This window comes from Aeromonas sp. R7-2, from assembly GCF_040908105.1.
GTDB lineage: Bacteria > Pseudomonadota > Gammaproteobacteria > Enterobacterales > Aeromonadaceae > Aeromonas > Aeromonas caviae.
Map to the genome: position 1 here is coordinate 371,782 of NZ_JBFODC010000022.1, position 18,483 is coordinate 390,264.

Annotated in this window: 18 protein-coding genes; 12 read left to right on the forward strand and 6 right to left on the reverse strand. The window is 62.2% G+C overall.

Translation table 11 applies throughout. The features are described 5' to 3' along the window. Positions 1–21: 21 nt before the first annotated feature. The 5 genes from tsaB (at position 22) to rnd (ending at position 5,233) form a co-directional block, all read left to right on the forward strand. Complete coding sequence (gene tsaB, locus AB5Y47_RS08975; protein ID WP_368220155.1) at positions 22–723, forward strand: tRNA (adenosine(37)-N6)-threonylcarbamoyltransferase complex dimerization subunit type 1 TsaB; 702 nt, start codon at positions 22–24, stop codon at positions 721–723. Positions 724–772: 49 nt separating this feature from the next. After that, a complete protein-coding gene (locus AB5Y47_RS08980) occupies positions 773–1,288 on the forward strand; it encodes a Slp family lipoprotein (RefSeq protein WP_039039136.1) in 516 nt (171 codons plus the stop codon). Between the two features lie 9 nt (positions 1,289–1,297). Next, positions 1,298–2,149: an alpha/beta hydrolase gene (locus AB5Y47_RS08985; protein ID WP_323935383.1), complete on the forward strand. Its 852-nt coding sequence runs from the start codon at positions 1,298–1,300 to the stop codon at positions 2,147–2,149. A 196-nt stretch (positions 2,150–2,345) separates the two neighbouring features. Beyond that, entirely contained in the window at positions 2,346–4,022 is a 1,677-nt protein-coding gene (gene fadD, locus AB5Y47_RS08990; protein ID WP_139737180.1) for a long-chain-fatty-acid--CoA ligase FadD, read from the forward strand. A 98-nt stretch (positions 4,023–4,120) separates the two neighbouring features. Further along, positions 4,121–5,233, forward strand: a complete 1,113-nt coding sequence (gene rnd / locus AB5Y47_RS08995; protein WP_042865294.1) for a ribonuclease D — start codon at positions 4,121–4,123, stop codon at positions 5,231–5,233. 158 nt (positions 5,234–5,391) lie between these two features. Here rnd and AB5Y47_RS09000 read toward each other — a convergent pair whose 3' ends face one another. From AB5Y47_RS09000 to dusC, 4 genes are all read right to left on the reverse strand, one after another. Continuing rightward, on the reverse strand, positions 5,392–5,760 hold the full coding sequence (locus AB5Y47_RS09000) for a TraR/DksA C4-type zinc finger protein (protein WP_039039175.1): 369 nt from the start codon (positions 5,758–5,760) through the stop codon (positions 5,392–5,394). An 81-nt stretch (positions 5,761–5,841) separates the two neighbouring features. Further along, positions 5,842–6,807: a DMT family transporter gene (locus tag AB5Y47_RS09005; RefSeq protein WP_368220156.1), complete on the reverse strand. Its 966-nt coding sequence runs from the start codon at positions 6,805–6,807 to the stop codon at positions 5,842–5,844. A gap of 74 nt (positions 6,808–6,881) precedes the next feature. Beyond that, complete coding sequence (locus tag AB5Y47_RS09010; RefSeq protein ID WP_128295888.1) at positions 6,882–7,709, reverse strand: AraC family transcriptional regulator; 828 nt, start codon at positions 7,707–7,709, stop codon at positions 6,882–6,884. A 56-nt stretch (positions 7,710–7,765) separates the two neighbouring features. After that, the gene (gene dusC, locus AB5Y47_RS09015) at positions 7,766–8,710 is read right to left on the reverse strand and encodes a tRNA dihydrouridine(16) synthase DusC (protein WP_368220157.1); all 945 of its coding nucleotides are present in this window, start codon (positions 8,708–8,710) and stop codon (positions 7,766–7,768) included. A gap of 177 nt (positions 8,711–8,887) precedes the next feature. On the opposite strand from dusC, the gene AB5Y47_RS09020 reads away from it, so the two are divergent. The 4 genes from AB5Y47_RS09020 to AB5Y47_RS09035 all read left to right on the forward strand — a co-directional run bounded on the left by AB5Y47_RS09020 (position 8,888) and on the right by AB5Y47_RS09035 (position 13,055). Further along, a complete protein-coding gene (locus tag AB5Y47_RS09020; RefSeq protein WP_039039141.1) occupies positions 8,888–9,265 on the forward strand; it encodes a YbaN family protein in 378 nt (125 codons plus the stop codon). Between the two features lie 132 nt (positions 9,266–9,397). Then, on the forward strand, positions 9,398–9,943 hold the full coding sequence (gene apt, locus AB5Y47_RS09025; protein WP_010674707.1) for an adenine phosphoribosyltransferase: 546 nt from the start codon (positions 9,398–9,400) through the stop codon (positions 9,941–9,943). 177 nt (positions 9,944–10,120) lie between these two features. After that, positions 10,121–12,601, forward strand: a complete 2,481-nt coding sequence (gene dnaX / locus AB5Y47_RS09030) for a DNA polymerase III subunit gamma/tau (protein ID WP_368220158.1) — start codon at positions 10,121–10,123, stop codon at positions 12,599–12,601. Positions 12,602–12,725: 124 nt separating this feature from the next. Beyond that, positions 12,726–13,055: a YbaB/EbfC family nucleoid-associated protein gene (locus tag AB5Y47_RS09035; protein WP_005301028.1), complete on the forward strand. Its 330-nt coding sequence runs from the start codon at positions 12,726–12,728 to the stop codon at positions 13,053–13,055. Between the two features lie 110 nt (positions 13,056–13,165). On the opposite strand, the gene AB5Y47_RS09040 is transcribed toward AB5Y47_RS09035, so the two are convergent. Continuing rightward, on the reverse strand, positions 13,166–14,092 hold the full coding sequence (locus AB5Y47_RS09040; RefSeq protein ID WP_368220159.1) for a LysR family transcriptional regulator: 927 nt from the start codon (positions 14,090–14,092) through the stop codon (positions 13,166–13,168). A gap of 118 nt (positions 14,093–14,210) precedes the next feature. Here AB5Y47_RS09040 and AB5Y47_RS09045 point away from each other — a divergent pair, with 118 nt between their 5' ends. After that, on the forward strand, positions 14,211–15,092 hold the full coding sequence (locus AB5Y47_RS09045) for a pirin family protein (RefSeq protein WP_368220160.1): 882 nt from the start codon (positions 14,211–14,213) through the stop codon (positions 15,090–15,092). Positions 15,093–15,149: 57 nt separating this feature from the next. Here the strand turns inward: AB5Y47_RS09045 and AB5Y47_RS09050 are convergent, their stop codons facing one another. Further along, a complete protein-coding gene (locus AB5Y47_RS09050) occupies positions 15,150–16,472 on the reverse strand; it encodes a YjiH family protein (RefSeq protein ID WP_010674712.1) in 1,323 nt (440 codons plus the stop codon). Between the two features lie 407 nt (positions 16,473–16,879). On the opposite strand from AB5Y47_RS09050, the gene AB5Y47_RS09055 reads away from it, so the two are divergent. Both AB5Y47_RS09055 and AB5Y47_RS09060 read left to right on the forward strand, forming a co-directional pair. Next, entirely contained in the window at positions 16,880–17,950 is a 1,071-nt protein-coding gene (locus AB5Y47_RS09055) for a transcriptional regulator (RefSeq protein ID WP_041215183.1), read from the forward strand. Positions 17,951–18,033: 83 nt separating this feature from the next. Further along, positions 18,034–18,456, forward strand: a complete 423-nt coding sequence (locus AB5Y47_RS09060) for a CBS domain-containing protein (protein ID WP_010674714.1) — start codon at positions 18,034–18,036, stop codon at positions 18,454–18,456. The last annotated feature ends 27 nt before the right edge of the window (positions 18,457–18,483 follow it).

Sequence of the window (18,483 nt, forward strand, 5' to 3'; positions counted from 1 at the left end):
GATGTGAAGAGAATAAAAAGAATGGATGAGTTGAAGATCCTGGCCGTGGATACCGCCACCGAAGCCTGCTCCGCAGCCCTCTTGGTGGGCGATACCCTCTACTCCCGCTGGGAAGAGGCGCCGCGTGACCATACCCGCAAGATCCTGCCCATGGTTCAGGCTCTGTTGGATAAAGCCGGTCTATCGTTGGATGAGCTCGACGCCATCGCCTTCGGTCGTGGGCCTGGCTCCTTCACCGGGGTACGGATCGGGATCAGCGTGGCCCAGGGGCTCGCCTTTGGTGCCGGCGTGCCGATGATCGGTGTCTCCACCCTGGCAGCCATGGCCCAGGGGGCCCATAAGCTGGAAGGGGCCGAGCAGGTGCTTGCCGCCATCGATGCGCGCATGGACGAGGTCTATTTCGGCCACTACGCCTTGGTGGACGGGGTGATGACGCTGGTGGGCGAGGAGGTGGTGAGCGAACCAGCCGCACTGGTGCAGGCCCGTGACAAGCTGACTGGCGCGGTGAGCTGCGTTGGCACCGGTTTTGAAACCTATGGCGAGACCCTGTGCGGCCTGGCAGATGTGCTGATGCCAAGCCAGGTGCGTTTCCCGGCGGCCGCCGACATGCTGCCTCTGGCACGCCAGGCCTGGTTTGCGGGTGAGGCGGTGCCGGTTGAGCAAGCCACCCCTGTCTATCTGCGTGACAAGGTGACCTGGAAGAAACTGCCGGGTCGCGAATAGGCGGCAACAGCTGCCCGGGCTGCTTTATCGGACGATGATGGAGAGACGAATGAGAAAATCCGTGATCATGCTGGGATTGGTGGGGCTGCTGCTGGGCGGTTGCAGCACGGTGCCCAAAGAGCTTGCCTATGAGCCTGCGGATCAGCTGGTGGCCTATCAACCCGCTCTGCAGGGAATGGAAGGCAAGCCGGCCCGCTGGAGCGGTGTCATCTCGGCGGTCCACAACAAGGCGGATCAGAGTGTCATCGAGGTGGTCTATCTGCCCCTCAAGTCTAACGGGGTGCCGGAGCAGACCGAGCAGAGCCCCGGTCGTTTTCTCGCCATCATGCAGGGGTTTGTCGACCCGACCCTCTATGCCAAGGGTCGCAGCCTGACGGTGCTCGGCACCCTCGACAAGCCGGTGGACAGCCAGATTGGCGAGCACAAGTATCGCTTCTCGGTACTCAAGGTGACGGGGAGCAAGCTGTGGCCACCGGTGAAGGAGGTGGAGATCCGCTACATGGATCCCTACTTTTACGATCCTTTCTATGATCCCTTCTGGCCCAGACGGCCCCTGCGCCGCTGAGGAGCCCGGATGACGGCGACATTGCAGGAGCGCAGGCTGCGCCTGGCGGACGGGCGGCACATCGCCCTGCTGGACAATGGTCAGGAGGGCAGACCGCTGCTGGTGGCCCTCCATGGCTGGCTCGACAACGGTGCCAGCTTTTTGCCTCTGGCCCCCTGGCTGGGGGCGTTTCATCTGGTCTGCGTCGATCTGCCGGGCCATGGTCACTCCGATCACAAGTCGACTCCCTATGTCTTCGTGGACTGGCTGGATGATCTCTACCAGATCACCCAGGCCGCGGGCTGGCAGCGTTTCATCCTGCTTGGTCACTCCCTGGGGGCGCTGATTGCCTCTGCCTATGCCGGCGTTTTTCCCGAACAAATCGAGCGGCTCATTCTGCTGGAGGGGCTCGGCCCCTTGAGCCAGCCCGACGAGGAGGTACCGGGGCAGCTGCGCCGCGCCATCCTCAACCGCACTCGTACCCGTGAGCGTGCAACCAGTGGATTTACCACCCTCGAGGAGGCGGTGGCTGCCCGCTGCAAGGTGGCGGACATCCCCCCGAGTGCGGCACGCCTTATCTGCGAGCGACAACTGGAGGCGCGGGCAGGGCGCTGGTATTGGCGCAGTGATCCCCGTCTTCGCGATCTCTCGCCCCTGCGCATGAGCGAGGGGCAGGCCCAGGCCCTGATCCGGGCCATCGCCTGTCCGGTGCTCTTTATCCGGGGAGAGCAGGGCTTCCCCGGGCTCCTGGCACAGTGGCAGTTGCGGGAGGCGGCCTTTGGCCACATTGAACGGGTGACAGTGGCAGGAGGCCATCATTTTCATATGGAAAATTCATCAGAAACCGCCGTTTATATCGAAAACTTCGCTCAAATCCGGTAGGATCGGCGGCTTTGAATCATGTCAGGTTTGCTTTCTCCCTCACACTTCCCGTTGTTAATTCACTGTTAATTGATGTTGCCTTATGTAAATATGTGCGGCATTAGAGCATGAACTTAAAACAACTGATTGAAATGGATGTGACAGGGACGGAGGCAACACAGTGAGCGCACAGGTGCGAGTTATGCAGGAGAAGTTCGTGGAAAGAGTCTGGCTGAAGCGTTATCCAGAAGGGGTGCCCGCCGAGATCAATCCAGACCAATACGGCTCTCTGGTCGAGATGTTTGAAGAGTCGGTGAACCAGTTCGCCGATCAACCCGCCTTCGTCAACATGGGGCAGACCATTACCTACCGCCGGCTGGAGGAGCAGTCCCGAGCCTTCGCCGCCTACCTGCAAAACGAGCTGAAGCTCGGCAAGGGGGACAGGGTGGCCGTGATGATGCCGAACCTGCTGCAATACCCCATCGCGGTATTCGGCATCCTGCGGGCCGGCATGACGGTGGTGAACGTCAACCCCCTCTATACCCCGCGCGAGCTGGAGCATCAGTTGAAAGACTCCGGCGCCAAGGCCATCGTCATCGTCTCCAACTTTGCCCATACCCTGGAAAAAGTGGTGTATGACACCCCGGTCAAGCACGTGATCCTGACCCGGATGGGGGACAACCTGGGGCTGGCCAAGGGGACCTTGGTCAACTTCGTGGTCAAATACGTCAAGAAGCTGGTGCCCAAGTACAACCTGCCCCATGCCAGCACCATGCGCCAGGCCCTCGCCAAGGGGCGCTACCTGCAGTACATCAAACCCGAGATCAGCAACCAGGACATCGCCTTCCTGCAATACACCGGCGGGACCACCGGCCTCTCCAAGGGGGCCATGCTGACTCATCGCAACATGATCGCCAACGTCGAGCAGTGCCTCGGTGTCTATGGCCCCGTGCTGGAGCGCGGCAAGGAGTTCGTGGTCACGGCGCTGCCGCTCTATCACGTCTTCGCCCTGACGGTGAACTGCCTGCTGTTCATGCGTCTGGGGGGCTACAACCTGCTCATCAGCAACCCCCGCGACATTCCGGGTTTTGTCAAAGAGATCAAAAAGTATCCTTTCACCTGCATCACCGGGGTGAACACCCTGTTCAACGCCCTGGTCAACAACGACGACTTCAAGAGCATGGATTTTGCCAAGCTCAAGCTCACCATCGGTGGCGGCATGGCGGTGCAACGGGCGGTGGCCGAGCAGTGGAAGGGGCTGACCGGCACCCCGCTGCTGGAGGGCTATGGCCTGACCGAGTGCTCGCCCCTGGTGAGCGTCTGCCCCTATGATCTGGTGGATTACAACGGCTCCATCGGCCTGCCGGTCTGCTCCACCGAGATCCGTCTGGTGGATGACGAGGGGAACCAGGTCACCGAACGGGGTGCCCCCGGCGAGATGCAGGTGCGCGGTCCTCAGGTGATGACCGGCTACTGGCAGCGCCCGGAGGCGACCGCCGAGGTGATGCAGGATGGCTGGCTCTGCACCGGCGACATCGCGGTATGCGACGAGCAGGGCTTCTTCAAGATCGTCGATCGCAAGAAGGACATGATCCTGGTCTCCGGCTTCAACGTCTACCCGAACGAGATAGAAGACGTGGTGGCCCTGCATCCCAAGGTGCTGGAGGTAGCCGCCGTCGGCGTACCCAACCCGGTGTCCGGCGAGCAGGTGAAGATCTTCGTGGTCAAGAAAGATGCAAAGCTGGCGGAAGAGGAGATAATTGCCCACTGCCGCAAACATCTGACTGCCTATAAGGTGCCGAAACTGGTAGAATTTCGCGACGAACTTCCCAAGACCAACGTGGGCAAGATCCTGCGCCGCGTACTGCGCGACGAGGAGATTGCCAAGCAGTAACCGGCATGCACTGCTTTGCAGTCCAGCGCTGTCGTTATGCAAAACCGTGGGATATCCACGGTTTTTTCTTTCTGGATCCGACCAACGTGCAGGCAACGATGCAATATCAACTCATTTCACAGCAAGCCGAACTGGATCAGTATCTCGCTTCTCTGGCCGACGTTCCCCTGGCCATCGATACCGAATTCGTTCGCACCCGTACCTACTATCCCCAGCTCGGTCTGTTCCAGATCTACGATGGCAAGCAGCTTGCCCTGCTCGATCCCCTGACCCTGGAGCTCTCCGGTTTGTGGCAGCGCCTCGGTCGGGCCGGACAGATTGCCATCCTGCACGCCTCCGGTGAGGATCTGGAACTCATCCAGCATCAGGCGGGTCACCTGCCCAACCAGATGCACGATACCCAGCTGGCGGCAGCCTTCCTGGGCCATGGCGTGTCGGTGGGGTTTGGCGCCCTGGTCAACGAATTCCTCGGGGTTGAGCTTGAGAAGGATCAGGCCCGTACCGACTGGCTGGCGCGCCCCCTTACCCCTCGTCAGCTGGAATATGCCGCGGCGGATGTCTTCTACCTCATGCCCCTCTACGAGAAGGTGATGGCCAGACTGCGCGAGAGCGGCAAGTTCCCCTGGTTCGAACAGGAGTGCCAGAACCACTCCGCCCGCAAGACCCAGGGCAGCGATCCCCGTCAGGCCTACCTCGAGATAGTCAACGCCTGGCAACTGGGTCGCCGCGAGCTGGCCATCCTGCGCGAGCTGGCCGCCTGGCGCCAGCAGGAAGCGGTACGTCGGGATCTTGCCCTCAACTTCGTGGTCAAAGAGCTGCACCTGTTCAAGGTGGCGGAGCGTCGTCCCGCTTCCCTTCGGGATCTTAACGAGCTGGGCCTCTCGCCCATCGAGATCAAGATCCACGGCAAGCGGATGCTGGACATCGTCGCCGCCGCCCAGCAGAGCGACCCTGCGAGCTGGCCCGATCCCATCCGCCGTCTGGTGGACTTCCCCCAGTACAAGGCCGAGCTCAAGCGCATCAAGGCCATGGTGGAGGAGAAGGCCAAGGCCAGCAACATTCCACCGGAGCTGGTGGCGAGCAAGAAGATCATCCACCAGTACTTCACCTGGAGCTGGCGCATGAGTGCCGAGGAGCGGGCCAGGGCGGACAAGCCCATGCTGCTGCAAGGGTGGCGTCATGAGCTGGTAGGCCACCTGCTGGCCCAGTGACGAGTACGCAGTACGAGAAGGGGAGTCCATGACTCCCCTTTTTCATGCCTGTGCGGCTGCCCCCAGGGGTTGCCGGGATCGTCGCACCAGGGGGTTGGTCATGATGGGAAGCGAGAAGGGGTGGAGGAGGGAAATGGCGGGCACAAAGGGTGCCCCCATCAGAGTTCGTGAGCGTGGAATCCCTTGCGGTAGCGGGCCTCGCAGCGCGGGCAGCGTTGCAGGGTCGGATCCTGTTCCAGCTGTTCAGGGAGCAGCGGCTCCTCACAATCGGAGCAGAAGCCATAGAGCCCCAGATCCATCTGGCAGAGCGCCGCGTCGAGCCGCTTGAGGCGTGCCACGCTGTGTTCCACCCCGGGCAGATCGAGACGGCTGGTCAGATCAACCAGTTGATCCCGCTCGCAGCGCTCCACCTTCTGTGCCCAGTCATCTTGTCGACAGGCCTTGAGCTGACGAATCAGCTCCTCTCTTGTTTGCGCCCAGTCGGTCAGAAGGCGCTGATGCCATTCGGCCAACCGGGCTTGCGTCACTTCACACACAGCAGCCCCCAAAAACGAGTGATAAAACTCGGCCAGTATAGGGAAACCCGCGGTTTATCAAGATGACATGAGTCAAGTTAACCGTGCTTTGACGGGTTTTTCCGGCAGGTGCTGCGGCTTGCCGGTGATGACGTAGAGCACCCCCGCCACCAGACAGACGACACCTACCAGGGTACTCATGGGGGGCATGATCCCGCGCAGCATAAAAGCGTACAAGAGCCCCGCCAGAGTCTCGAACACAATGAGCGGCCCGACCAGCACGGTCGGCAGGCGCTGGCTCGCCTCGTTCCAGCACAGGGTGCCGAGCCAGGAGCAGAAGAGCCCCACCGCCCCCATCAGCAGCACGAAGCGCAGGGGCGTCGGCCCGAAGGGCAGGGGAAAGTCCGGTGCGCTCAGGGCAAGATGGCCGAGGCTGCCGAGATAGGCAATGAGCGCCACCGGCAGGGTCACCAGCCCCTGGGCGGTGGCCCAGACGGCCGGACTGCGGCCCGGGTGCTCGCGCAACCAGCGGGCGTTGCGCAGGGGATACCAGGTCCAGCACAGCACGGCGCCCACCGCCAGGGCGAGCCCAAGCAGTTGTTCGGTGCGTGCCTCGGTGTGCCAGATCAGCTCGGCGCTGTTGACCAGATAGAGGCCGGCCCCCATCAGCACCAGGGACGGGTAGAGCCGGGTGCGGGAGAGGCGACCGTCCCGTGCGCCATAGAGGCGGTTGGCGGCCAGGGCCGTCACCGCCGGCAGGGTGCCGATAAACATGGCCGCCAGGGGCGAGCCGATGCGAAAGATGGCCCCCGACAGGCAGAAGTAGTAGAGGAGGTTCCCCACAAGAGTGAGGGCGAGGGCCTCTCGCCAGTCGCTAGCCGAGAGGGCCGCCAGGTGTTTGCGGGCCTGCCAGGCGAGCGGCAGTACGATGAGGCCGAAGGCGAGGTAGCGGCCGCTCGCGAGCAGGGCGGGGGGATAGCCGTCCACCAAGAGGGGGGCGACGAAGATGAGCCCCCACATCAGGCCGGCCAGCAGGGCAAACAGGACTCCGATCAACATGTTTCATATCCGGTAAAGAAGAAGGAGGCCAGCCTAGCAGGGGGGAAGGGGGGCGTATTGAACCAGATTGCGCTTTAGCGGCCAGCCTGCACCTGTTTCTGGTAGCGGACCGGGGTGGTGCCATAGCGGCGCAGGAAGGCACGGTTGAGGTGGGACTGATCGGCCAGACCACAGGCGGCGGCCACTTCGGCTGCGGGCAGGCCGGAGGCCAGCCACCCCTTGGCGCGCTGCAGGCGGATGGCCATCAACATCTGCTGGGGGGTGACGTGAAAGCGGGCCTTGAAGCTGCGCTGGAAGTGGTAGGGGCTGAGGTTCACTGCACCGGCCAGCTCGGCCAGGGTAATGGGGCGAGCGAAACAGGCCTGCATATAGTCGATGGCGCGGCCCAGAGGGTGTGCCGCTTCGCGCGGGGCCGCCAGGGCCCGGGCATGGGGGCGCAGGGTCTCGCACACCCTTAGCAGCAGGCCGTCGGCGGCGAGCTCGCTGTCACAGTGCCAGAGGGCATCCAGGGCCGCCTGCAGGACGGGGGCAGTGCGCGGATCGCTTCGCACGGCATCGGTGAAATACCAGTCGCGCTCGCCGCTGATGGCCTCGAGCCGGTCGGCGGGCAGGTAGAGCATGCGATAGCGCCACCCCTGCTCGCAGGCTGACTCGCCCGTGTGCAGCTCATCGGGGTTCATCAGCACCAGGCTGCCGGGACCGGCCAGGAGCTGGCTGCCGCGATAGCGAAAGCGCTCGGCACCGCACTCGATGACACCGAGGCCAAACCCCTCGTGACTATGGGGATCGAAGATGTGGTGCTGGATGTGGGCGCGATAGAGCTCGGTCGCAGGCTGCCCCGGCAGGGCGCGAAAATCGGCCCTGTCGTGCTGATGGGTAAAGTTGACCGGTACTCCCTGCATCCTGACCTCCTGTCAATGAGCCTTCATCATAGGGCGCCGCGGGGTGGCGGCCAAGTCTAGGCCTGTGAGGCGCACTCGCGCTCGAGGGCGGAGCGGATCTCCTCTGCGGTCTTGATGGTGCGGATACGGCGAAACAGCTCGTCGGCCTGGGGGTATTCCCGCACTATGTAGGAGAACCACTGCTTGATGCGGCTCGGGTAGTAGTCGGCCTTGTCGCTCGCCAGATCCTGCTCGGTGTAGGTCACCATCAGTTGCAGTACCTCGGCCCAGCTCATGTGGGCACACCCCGTCTTCATCACGTTGGCCAGGTTGGGCAGGGAGATGGCGCCCCGGCCCACCATGAGGGCATCGCAACCGGACACCCGGGCACAGGTCAGGGCATCGGCATGGTTCCAGATCTCGCCGTTGGCGGTGACGGGGATGGGCAGGGCGCGGCGGATGGCGTCCACGTACTCCCAGTGTGCCGGCGCCTTGTAGCCTTCGCGCTTGGTGCGGGCATGCACCGCCAGCTCGTTGGCCCCCCCCTGATAGACGGCCTGGGCGTTGTCCAGATAGAGATCCTTGTCATCGTATCCCAGACGGATCTTGGCGCTCACCGGCAGGTGGGCAGGCACGGCCTCCCGCACCGCCTTGACGATGCGATAGATGGTCTCGGGCTCCTTGAGCAGCACGGCGCCCCCCTTGCTCTTGTTGACCGTGGGGGCAGGGCAGCCGAAGTTGAGATCGACCCCGGGAGAGCCGAGCTCGATGGCCCGTATGGCATTTTCTGCCAGCCACTCCGGATGTTGTCCCAGCAGTTGCACCCGTACCGGGGTCCCTGCACGGGTCTTGCCATCCTGCTTGAGCTCGGGGCAGAGGCGATGGAAGACCTTGGCGGGCAGCAGTTGATCGACCACCCGGATGAATTCACTGACGCAGAGGTCGTAATCATTGACGGAGGTGAGGACCTCCCGCATCAGGTGATCCAGCACCCCCTGCATGGGGGCCAAAATAACGCGCATAGCTGCTTCCGAAGACAAGGGGAGAAAAAAGAGCGCAGATTGTAGTGGCAATGGCCGGGATTGTCAGCCGTCTGCCCACTCGATGGCCCCCATCGACGGCCGCAGACTGGGCCAGGCTGTCAGCTTCCGGGCCAACTCTGTTAGGCTAAAGGCAGAGATACATGCAGAGGAGTACCCATGAAACGCTGGTGTCTGATGGCCCTGGGCTGGCTTGCCTTCGCCACCGGGATAGTCGGGATAGTCCTGCCCCTGTTGCCGACCACCCCCTTCATGTTGCTGGCGGCGGCGCTGTTTGCGCGCTCCTCCCCCCGCTTTCATGGCTGGTTGCTGGCGCATCCCTGGTTTGGCCCCCCCATCCTCGACTGGCAGCAGTATCGCGGCATTCGCCGTCACGCGAGACGCCGCGCCATCATCTTCATCCTGATCTCGTTCTCGGTATCGCTGCTGGTGGTGCCGTTGCCTTGGGTGAGGTGGCTGCTGGTTGTCATAATGGTGATCCTGCTCACCTGGTTGATGCGTCTGCCGGTGCTGGAGCCGGTTGCAATGAAGAAGTGAAATCCCTAAGCTATCGCGGCAATAATGCTATGGAGTCGGCTCGTCATTTTTGCGTGACGGGCCTTTTTATTGCCCCCAGGCGGAGACCCCGTGCGCCGCCATGGCAGGGCTCAAAAAATAAGCGGTCAAATAATGAATCCGGAAACCCTGAAGTTTATCGAAGCGAGCATCAAGACCATTCCCGACTATCCGAAGCCGGGCATTCTGTTTCGCGACATCACCAGCCTGATCGAGAATGCCGAGGCCTTCAAGGCCACCATCGATCTGCTGGCCGATCATTACCGTGATCAAGGCATCACCAAGATTGTTGGCACCGAGGCCCGTGGCTTCATCTTCGGCGCCCCGGTTGCCTACGCCATGGGGCTGGGGTTCGTGCCGGTGCGCAAGCCGGGCAAGCTGCCCCGCGCCGTCATCGAGGAGTCCTACGCCCTGGAGTACGGCACCGACACCCTGCAACTGCACACCGATGCCATCGTGCCCGGTGACAAGGTGCTGGTGGTGGACGATCTGCTGGCCACCGGCGGCACCGTCGATGCCACCGTCAAGCTCATCCGCCGCGCCGGCGGTGAGGTAGCGGATGCCGCCTTCATCATCTCCCTGCCGTCCCTGGGCGGTGATGCCCGCCTGACCGCCGCCGGCGTCAAGGTGGTCTCTCTGGTGGAACTCGCGGGGGCGTAAATCGCCCCTTCGCGCGGCAGGCCTCGTCACCCTGCTTTCTGCCGCAAACCGGTGCCTGAACGGGCACCGGTTTGAAATTCAAGCGATCCCTCCCAAGGCGGCGCATCCCCCATACAGCCAGCCCTCCATTTGTGTTAGCATCCAGCCTCAATGCCTCGTTTCCCAGCATCGAGATCTATGAGCTATCAGGTTTTGGCGCGCAAATGGCGCCCCCATACGTTTGAACAAGTGGTCGGCCAGCAACATGTGCTGACGGCCCTGACCAATGCCCTGGATCAGGGGCGGCTTCACCATGCCTACCTGCTGAGCGGGACCCGCGGGGTGGGCAAGACCACCATCGCCCGCATTCTGGCCAAGAGCCTCAACTGCGAGCAGGGGATCAGCAGCCATCCGTGCGGTGTGTGCGATACCTGCCGCGAGATCGATCAGGGCAATTTCGTCGATCTGCTGGAAATCGATGCGGCGTCCCGCACCAAGGTGGAAGACACCCGAGAGCTGCTCGACAACGTGCAGTACCGTCCGGCCCGTGGTCGTTTCAAGGTGTACCTCATCGATGAAGTGCACATGCTGTCGCGCCACAGCTTCAATGCGCTGCTCAAAACCCTGGAAGAGCCGCCCCCCTATGTGAAATTCCTGCTGGCCACCACGGATCCGCAGAAGCTCCCCATCACCATCCTCTCGCGCTGCCTGCAGTTTCATCTCAAGAGCCTGGATCAGACCCAGATCGCCAGGCAGCTCGAATGGGTGCTGGATCAGGAGGGACAACCCTTCGAGCCTCGCGCCCTGCTGGCCCTGGCCAAGGCGGCCGATGGCAGCATGCGCGATGCCCTGAGCCTCACCGATCAGGCGTTGGCCCACGGCAACGGCAGCGTGCGCCTGGAGAGCGTGCTCACCATGCTGGGGACCCTCGATCATCACCACCTGCACCAGTTGCTGGAGGCGGTGCTGCGCCAGGATGCCCCGGCCACCATGGCCAAGATCACCGAGATTGCTACCCTGGGGCCGGATTTCGACCAGCTTCACGCCGAGCTGGAAGCCTTGCTCCACCGGGTGGCCATGGCGCAACTGCTGCCTGCGAGCGTGCAGGAGCAGGGGGCGGATGCCGATGCCTTGCTGCAGCTTGCCGGAGCCATGAGCCCGGAAGAGGTGCAGCTCTGCTATCAAATCGTGCTGGGGGGGCGCAAGGATCTGCCCTGGGCCCCTGACGGGCGCACCGCACTGGAGATGACCTGTCTGCGGATGCTGGCCTTCTCTCCCCGGCGCGAGGTGGTCCATCCCGCCAACCTGGCGGCCCAACCTCTCATGACAGGGCACCCCGGCGTGATGGCGGCTGCGAGGGAAAGCGCGCCGCTCCTGCCGGGAAAGCCCCAGGGGGCTGAGCCGGCCCCGGCTGCCAGTGCAGCACCACAGGCTCCCGCCGCGCCAGCATCTGTCCTTGAGGCCGAGCACGTCGCCCCCTCACCCAAGGCGGAGGAGGGCGCAGTGCTGGATCCGCTCTTTGCCGAGCAGGATGAGCTGCTGCGTGAGGCCGAACGGATGGGTTACGAGGCCGTGGTGCCTGCCAGTCCGCCTGCAGAGCCTGCCTCTGGGCCGTTGGCGGCGGATGACGCCGGGCAGACGCAGCAGGTTGAGGTTCAAGGGGAAGACGTCGCCATCTCTTCGACCTCCAGCATGCAGAGCCTGCTTGGCAAGCGCAATCTGCTGCGAAGCCGCCTGCGTGGCGAGCAGAGTGCAAACGCCGCGCCCGCCCGGGTCACTCCCGTCAAACCGGTGGCCGCGACCAAACCGGCCCCTGCGATGCCTGCCTTCGCAACTTCACCCCAGACCGAGGTGCAACCAGCGGCGCGGCCCGAGATGCCGGGGCAGGGACCTGCCTTGCAAACAGGGTATGACGACCTGCCCCCTCTCGATGCCTATGAAGAGGGGGCCAGTGACTACGAAGAGTATCTGAATCAGGGGTTTGACGAGGGGTTTGCCAGTGCCCCGTTGCCCACGCGGGCAGTGACTTCCGCCCAGCCAGCTCCCGCCACCATGGCACCTCCTTCGCAGGAGGATCTGCCGCCCTGGGATCTGGGCGCTGACGCCGGCAGCGCGGATGCGGCGGCACCTGTGGTTGCCGCTATGGTGTCTGCCGCGCCTCCAGTGGCCGCCTGCGAGCCTCAGCCCGCCATTGCGTTGATGGAGACCATCGACTGGGATGCCCTGGAGAGCGACGAACAACCCGAGGAGGAGGGGGAGGTCGCCCGTCTGATCCCCTCGTCCTTGTTGGTCAATTGCGGGGACGCCTGGGCCGAGCTCATCGCCCGCACCGGGGTGGGTGGTCGGCTGCGCCAACTGGCCATCAACGCGGTGATGACCCGGGAAGGCAATCGGGTCTCCCTGCTGCTCAAACCCGAGCAGCGCCATCTGGTGAGCGACAAGGCCCGCGCCGATCTGGCCGAGATCATCGGTCCCGAGCTGGGCGGCCCGGTTCACATCGATGTGACCCTGGGCTCGGATCCCGCGCGGGAGACGCCGCTCGAGATAGAGCATCGTCTCTATCTCGGGGTGCGTGAACAGGTGAGCCGGGATCTGGCGGCGGATCCCAACGTACAATTCTTGCAGCAGCGTTTCGGCGCCGTGCTCCATCCCGAGAGCATCGAACCACTGAGTCGCTGAATTGCGGTGAAAAAACCGTGCCGGGGTTTGTCCCCGGTTGAAAAGACTTTTGGCTGCCCCCACTTAGGGCAGATGAACCCACAGCCCGGCGCTGGATGCCGGATTTCAAGACGAGAGACGATCTATGTTTGGTAAAGGTGGAATGGGTAACCTGATGAAACAGGCCCAACAGATGCAAGAGCGCATGCAGAAGATGCAAGAGCAGCTGGCCCAGATGGAAGTGGTCGGCGAGGCGGGCGCAGGCATGGTCAAGGTGACCATGGCCGGCAGCCACAGCGTGCGTCGTATCGAGATCGATCCCAGCCTGATGGAAGACGACAAGGAGATGCTGGAAGATCTGGTCGCCGCCGCCGTCAATGACGCCGTGCGCCGCGTGGAAGAGCAGAACAAGGCCAAGATGGGCGAGCTGACCGGCGGTATGCAATTGCCCCCGGGCTTCAAAATGCCCTTCTGAGGATACGGCCCGTATCCGTTTCCCCTCCTCTGTGAAGGGGAAAATGAAAAGGCCAGAGCCAAGCTCTGGCCTTTTGCATGTCAGCACACCCGGGAACGGCCATGCACAGATCATGGCGGGGGCGGCGTACTTGCCTGCCCCTGGTGGGAGAAGCCCTCGACCAGATGATCGATGAGGGCGCGGATGGCAGGCAGCAGACCGCGGCGTGAGGGGAAGACCGCGTGGATCACCTCCTGGCGCGGTGCCCAGTCGGGGAGCAGACGCACCAGCCGGCCATCGGCCAGGGGCTCATTCATCATCATGGTGGGCAGTTGCACGACCCCGAGCCCGTCGATCGCCCCCTGACGCAATGTCTGCATGTCGGTGGTGGCAAAGTGGGGGCTGTGGTGCTGTTTGACTCGGGCACCATCGGGGCCCAGCAGGGTCCAGTGATGGCCTTCCAGGCTGGCGCCGTGACCGAGGCTCGGCCATGACAGCAGATCTGCGGGGGCCTGGGGCATGCCGAGTGACGCGACAAGGGCCGGGCTTGCCACCAGACACTGGGTCGCATAACCCAGCACCCGCATGGCGAGATCGCTGTCCTCCAGGGGCAGTGGTCGCACCCTGAGCGCCATGTCCAACCCCTCCGCGACCAAATCCACCGCCCGGTTGACCCCGACGAGCTGCACCTTGACGCTGGGATGGGCCAGGGCGAAGGAGACCAGCATCCTCCCTACGTGGGCGTGCAGCAGATCGATGGGGCAGGCGATGCGAACCAGACCGCAAGGCTCGCTCTGGGTCGCGGCGATGAGATCCTGCGCCGCATCGGCTTCCACCAGCATGGCCCGGCAACGGGTGTAATAAGCCTGCCCGAGTTCGGTGACGGTGAAGCTGCGGGTGGAACGCTGGATAAGGCGCACTCCGAGTCGCTCCTCCAGCATGGCGATGCGGCGGCTGAGCCGCGATTTGGGCATGCCGAGGGCCCTGCCGGCCTGGGCAAAGCCCCCGTGATCCACCACCTGGACATAGAAATAGAGGTCGTTGAGATCCTGTTGCATGGGGTTATCGTTCACAAAATAGGACGCTGATGGCCAATTTTACGTCTACCGGACGCAGCGTTCCAGACTCACAATGCGAGCAACGACACATCCCGTGACGATCACCCAGGAGAGCATCATGAAAAGAGTCATCGGTATTTACAGCGCCCCTCGACAACACTGGGTCGGCGACGGATTCCCGGTTCGCTCGCTGTTCTCGTATCAGACCCATGGCCGCGCCTTGAGCCCCTTCCTGCTGCTGGACAGGGCTGGCCCGGCACATTTCGAGCCCGCCGATCATGCCAGGGGCGTGGGGGAGCACCCGCACCGTGGTTTTGAGACGGTCACCATCGTCTATGAAGGGGAGGTCGCCCATCGCGACTCGACCGGCCAGGGGGGGACCATCGGTCCGGGAGACGTGCAGTGGATGACGGCCGCCGCCGGCATCATGCACGACGAATTCCACTCCCAGGGGTTCACCCGTCGTGGTGGTACCCTCGACATGGTGCAGCTGTGGGTCAACCTGCCCGCCAAACACAAGATGTCGACGCCCGGTTATCAGGGCATCACCAGCGACACCATCCCGCAACTGAGCCTCAAGGAGGGCGACGTGCGGGTGCGCATCATCGCCGGGAACGATGCCGGGTTGCAACAAGGCGAGGTAGAGGGGCCAGCCCGCACCTTCTCGCCCATGAACATCTGGGATTTGTGGCTCAAGGGCGGGGCCAGTGTGGTGCTGCCGGCGGTAGCGGGATGGAACAGTGCCTTGGTGGTGCTCAAGGGTTCTCTCTTGATCAACGGTCAGGAGCGCGCGGGCGAAGCACAACTGGTGCTGCTCGATCCCAACGGGGAGGAGTTCATGCTGGAGGCGGAGGGCGAGGCCAGCTTGTTGCTGTTGAGTGGCGAGCCCATCGATGAACCCATCGTGGGTTATGGGCCCTTTGTCATGAACAGCGAGGCAGAGATCCATCAGGCGATAGATGATTTCAACAGCGGCCGGTTCGCCGTCATCGCCCCCTGAGACAATCCCGATAAAAACAAAGCGCCTGATGGCGCTTTGTTTTTTTGTGAGCCCTGGTCAACCGAGCCAGCCGAGGGCCAGTGCCAGCCTGCCGCACAAGGCGGCCAGCAGGATGCCAAGCAGGGTGCGCAGCAGCCAGATCACCACCAGCTGTCCCACGCTCACCGGGATCCGGGTGGCCAGGATGCAGGGGATGGAGGCAGAGAAGAAGAGTACCGAGCTGACCGAAACCACGGCCGCGACATAGCGCACCAGCAGGTCGGCATCCTTGAGCAGGATGGCGGGCAGGAACATCTCGGCCAGACCGGCCGAGAGGGCCTTGGCGGTGGCGAGCGGTTCGCCGAGATCCAGCAGCCAGGTCAGTGGCCAGAGCAGCCAGCCCAGCAGATCGAACAGGGGAGTGTGCTTTGCCAGCAGCAGGCCCAGCAGACCGACGGACAGTATGGTGGGCACCACGGCAGCGGCCATGTGAAGTCCGTCCCTGAGGTTGTCCTTCAATTGCCGCAACAGGGGATCGGCCTGGTGGGACTGGGTCAGGCCGCAGGTGAGGGCCGCCTGCCAGCGGCTCATGCCAGCCGGTAGCGGCTCGTCGGTCTCCCCATGGTGAGCCAGGCGACTGATGGGAGGAACACGCGCCAGGATGGCGGTGATGACGAAAGTGATCACCAGGGTGGACCAGAAGTAGAAGTTCCAGTGTCCCATCAGGTTGAGGGTCTTGGCCACGATGATCATGAAGGCGGCCGAGACGGTGGAGAAGCCGGTGGCGATGATAACGGCTTCTCGCACCGTGTACTTGCCCGCGAGGAAGACCCGGTTGGTGATGAGCAGGCCCACCGAGTAGCTGCCGACGAAAGAGGCGACGGCATCGATGGCGGAGTGACCCGGCGTGCGCCACAGGGGGCGCATCACAGGTTGCATCAGCACCCCGATGAATTCCAGCAGGCCGAAACCGAGCAGGAAGGTCAGGGCCATGGCGCCGATAGGCACGATGAGACCCACAGACATGGCCAGTTTATCGAACAGGAAGGGGAGGCGATCCGGGGTCATCAACCAGGCAGGGCCCCAGTCTGTGACATACAAAATGGCCAGGGCCAGCCCGAGCAGCTTGAACAGGCTCAATACCCTGTCGATGGGACGGGCGCGCCAGCGGCCATCCAGCAAGGGGGTGATGGCGCCATAGGCGATGAGCAAGAGAATGAGGGTCAGGGCAAGGGGGCGCTGGGCAATCAGAAAGCCGGCCAGGTGATCCACCACTATGGTGCTGCGCCCGCCAAGCTCGAAGGGAACAAAAAAGATGGCGATGCCAAGCAGGCTGGCCAGCAGCAGCTTGATGCCGGCCCCTGATCCTGCCGGTGCAGTGAGCGTGTGTTCAGGTTCCATTTTCTCTCCTTGTGATCCGCATGGTTCAATTCCGTTGAGGGGATAATTTGTATATACAATATCGTCCGGTGCTCAAAATGGAAACACCAAAGTCACCAAAATGCAACATGTGAATCGGTGTGGATGCAGATGACCCCAAGACTGAAAAGCGTGATCTCGGGGGGAAAGAGGGGCCGGGATGGCGAGTGGGTGGTGAGGCATCAAGAGGCAAAACAGGAAGGTAAGCGACCAGCGCCAGGAAAAACATGAGCGGCTATTTACCCTTTCTGGTCATATTCATTCATGAGCCTATATTCATGACTATTTATGAATAAATCATAAACCCTTTGTTCATTTGACTACTTTTCGACTATCACATTGCAGAGTAAGATGCCTCTTCAATAAAAATAAGAATTAGGAGTTCGGGTGTGAAGGCATTAGAGAAAGAAAGGATATCGCCCTATATCAGCCAGTTATACGAGTGCGGTATTAATGATTCTGACATTAAGCTCGTCGTGGACCAATTTCGTGCCGACGTTTCCTGCAGTTCATCCCTGTTTTTATTGCGGGATGATGACAAGAGCGACGGAATAAAGCTTTTTTCCAGCGGTCTGACCGAGGCCCAGCAGCAGTTTTACCTGCAACATCATCGCCAGGATGTGTGGTTCAACCATTACCTGGATAAAGGGTGCAAGGGGATTGTCAGCGCCAACAGCATTTCAAGCTCGGTGGGCCTGCTGGCAAGTTTCGGCGCCCAATTCGCCGCCGGCGGCGTCTGCCAGGTCAAAGGGCGTGGGCTGAGCAGCCTGTGCAGTTACCGTGGTGCAGCGCAAGATGATTTCAGCAGTCGCGACCTCACCTCGCTCTCGGAAATCTATTCCGGACTGGCGGCCTGGAGCCACCATTATTGGAACTTGCTGGCCCTGGAAACCCAGAACTATCAGTTGCAACAGCTGGTGAAAAACCATAATAAGCCCAGCGCCATCATAGACGACAAGGGGCATATTCATTATTCCAATGTGGCCTTCAACCGTATCGCCGATGAAAATGTGGAATTGCGGGCCATCAATGGCATTTTCTCTTTGCAGAATAAGGAGCAGCAACGTCAGCTCAAGGAGATCCTCAATGGCTTTGCCTATTTGCTGCCCGGCGCCAGCGCCTATATGTCCATTCCCCGTCAGCCTAACCTGCGCCCGCTGCTGGTCCAATGCACCCTGATGAGCGGACTCAGCCGCTTTGAACGCTATGTGGAAGTGGTGCTGCGTGACCCCGAGCACGCCTTCAATCCTGACATCGAAGCGCTGGCCAGCCTCTATCCCCTCACCATTGGCGAGAAGGAGCTGCTGGTGCTGATGAGCAAGGGTTACAGCAGCAACGACATCGCGGAGCTGCGCGGTGTCAAGGTGGAAACCGTGCGCTCCACCCTGAAAGGGGTGTTCAAGAAGACCGACTGCCACAGCCAGAACGAGCTCTTGCTCTTGCTGCAATCCATCTCCTGATCCATGCGGACTATGCTTGGAGTGAGCTGGACATAGTGCCCGGCTCTTGCCTCCCCTCGGGAGGCTCGTTGGGGGAAAGCGTCATGGAATCACTCAAAGCAAAGGACTACATGCAGACCAAGCCCATCACCTTCAGCGCAGAGATGATGGTACAGGCGGCGGTGGAAAAATTTCTCAACAGTCATCAGTTGGGCGGCCCCGTAGTGGACAGCCAGGGACATCTGATTGGCTGGGTCTCCGAGCAGGATTGCATCGCCGTCATGTTGAAAGAGGCCTACCACTGTGAACAGGTGGCCCAGGTCAGGGATGTGATGCGCAAGGAGGTGCTGGCAGTCGGCCCCGACACCAGCATCCTGGATCTGGCGGAGATGATGATGGGTCAAAAGCCCAAGATCTATCCTGTGGTGGAGGAGGGGCGCCTGCTCGGGGTCATCAACCGCCACAATGTGATGCAGGCCATCCACGCCCAGCTTGGCACCTGTTTCGTGCATCAGGCCAGAGTCTGAGCGGTGTTGTCTGGTTGTTTTCAAAGA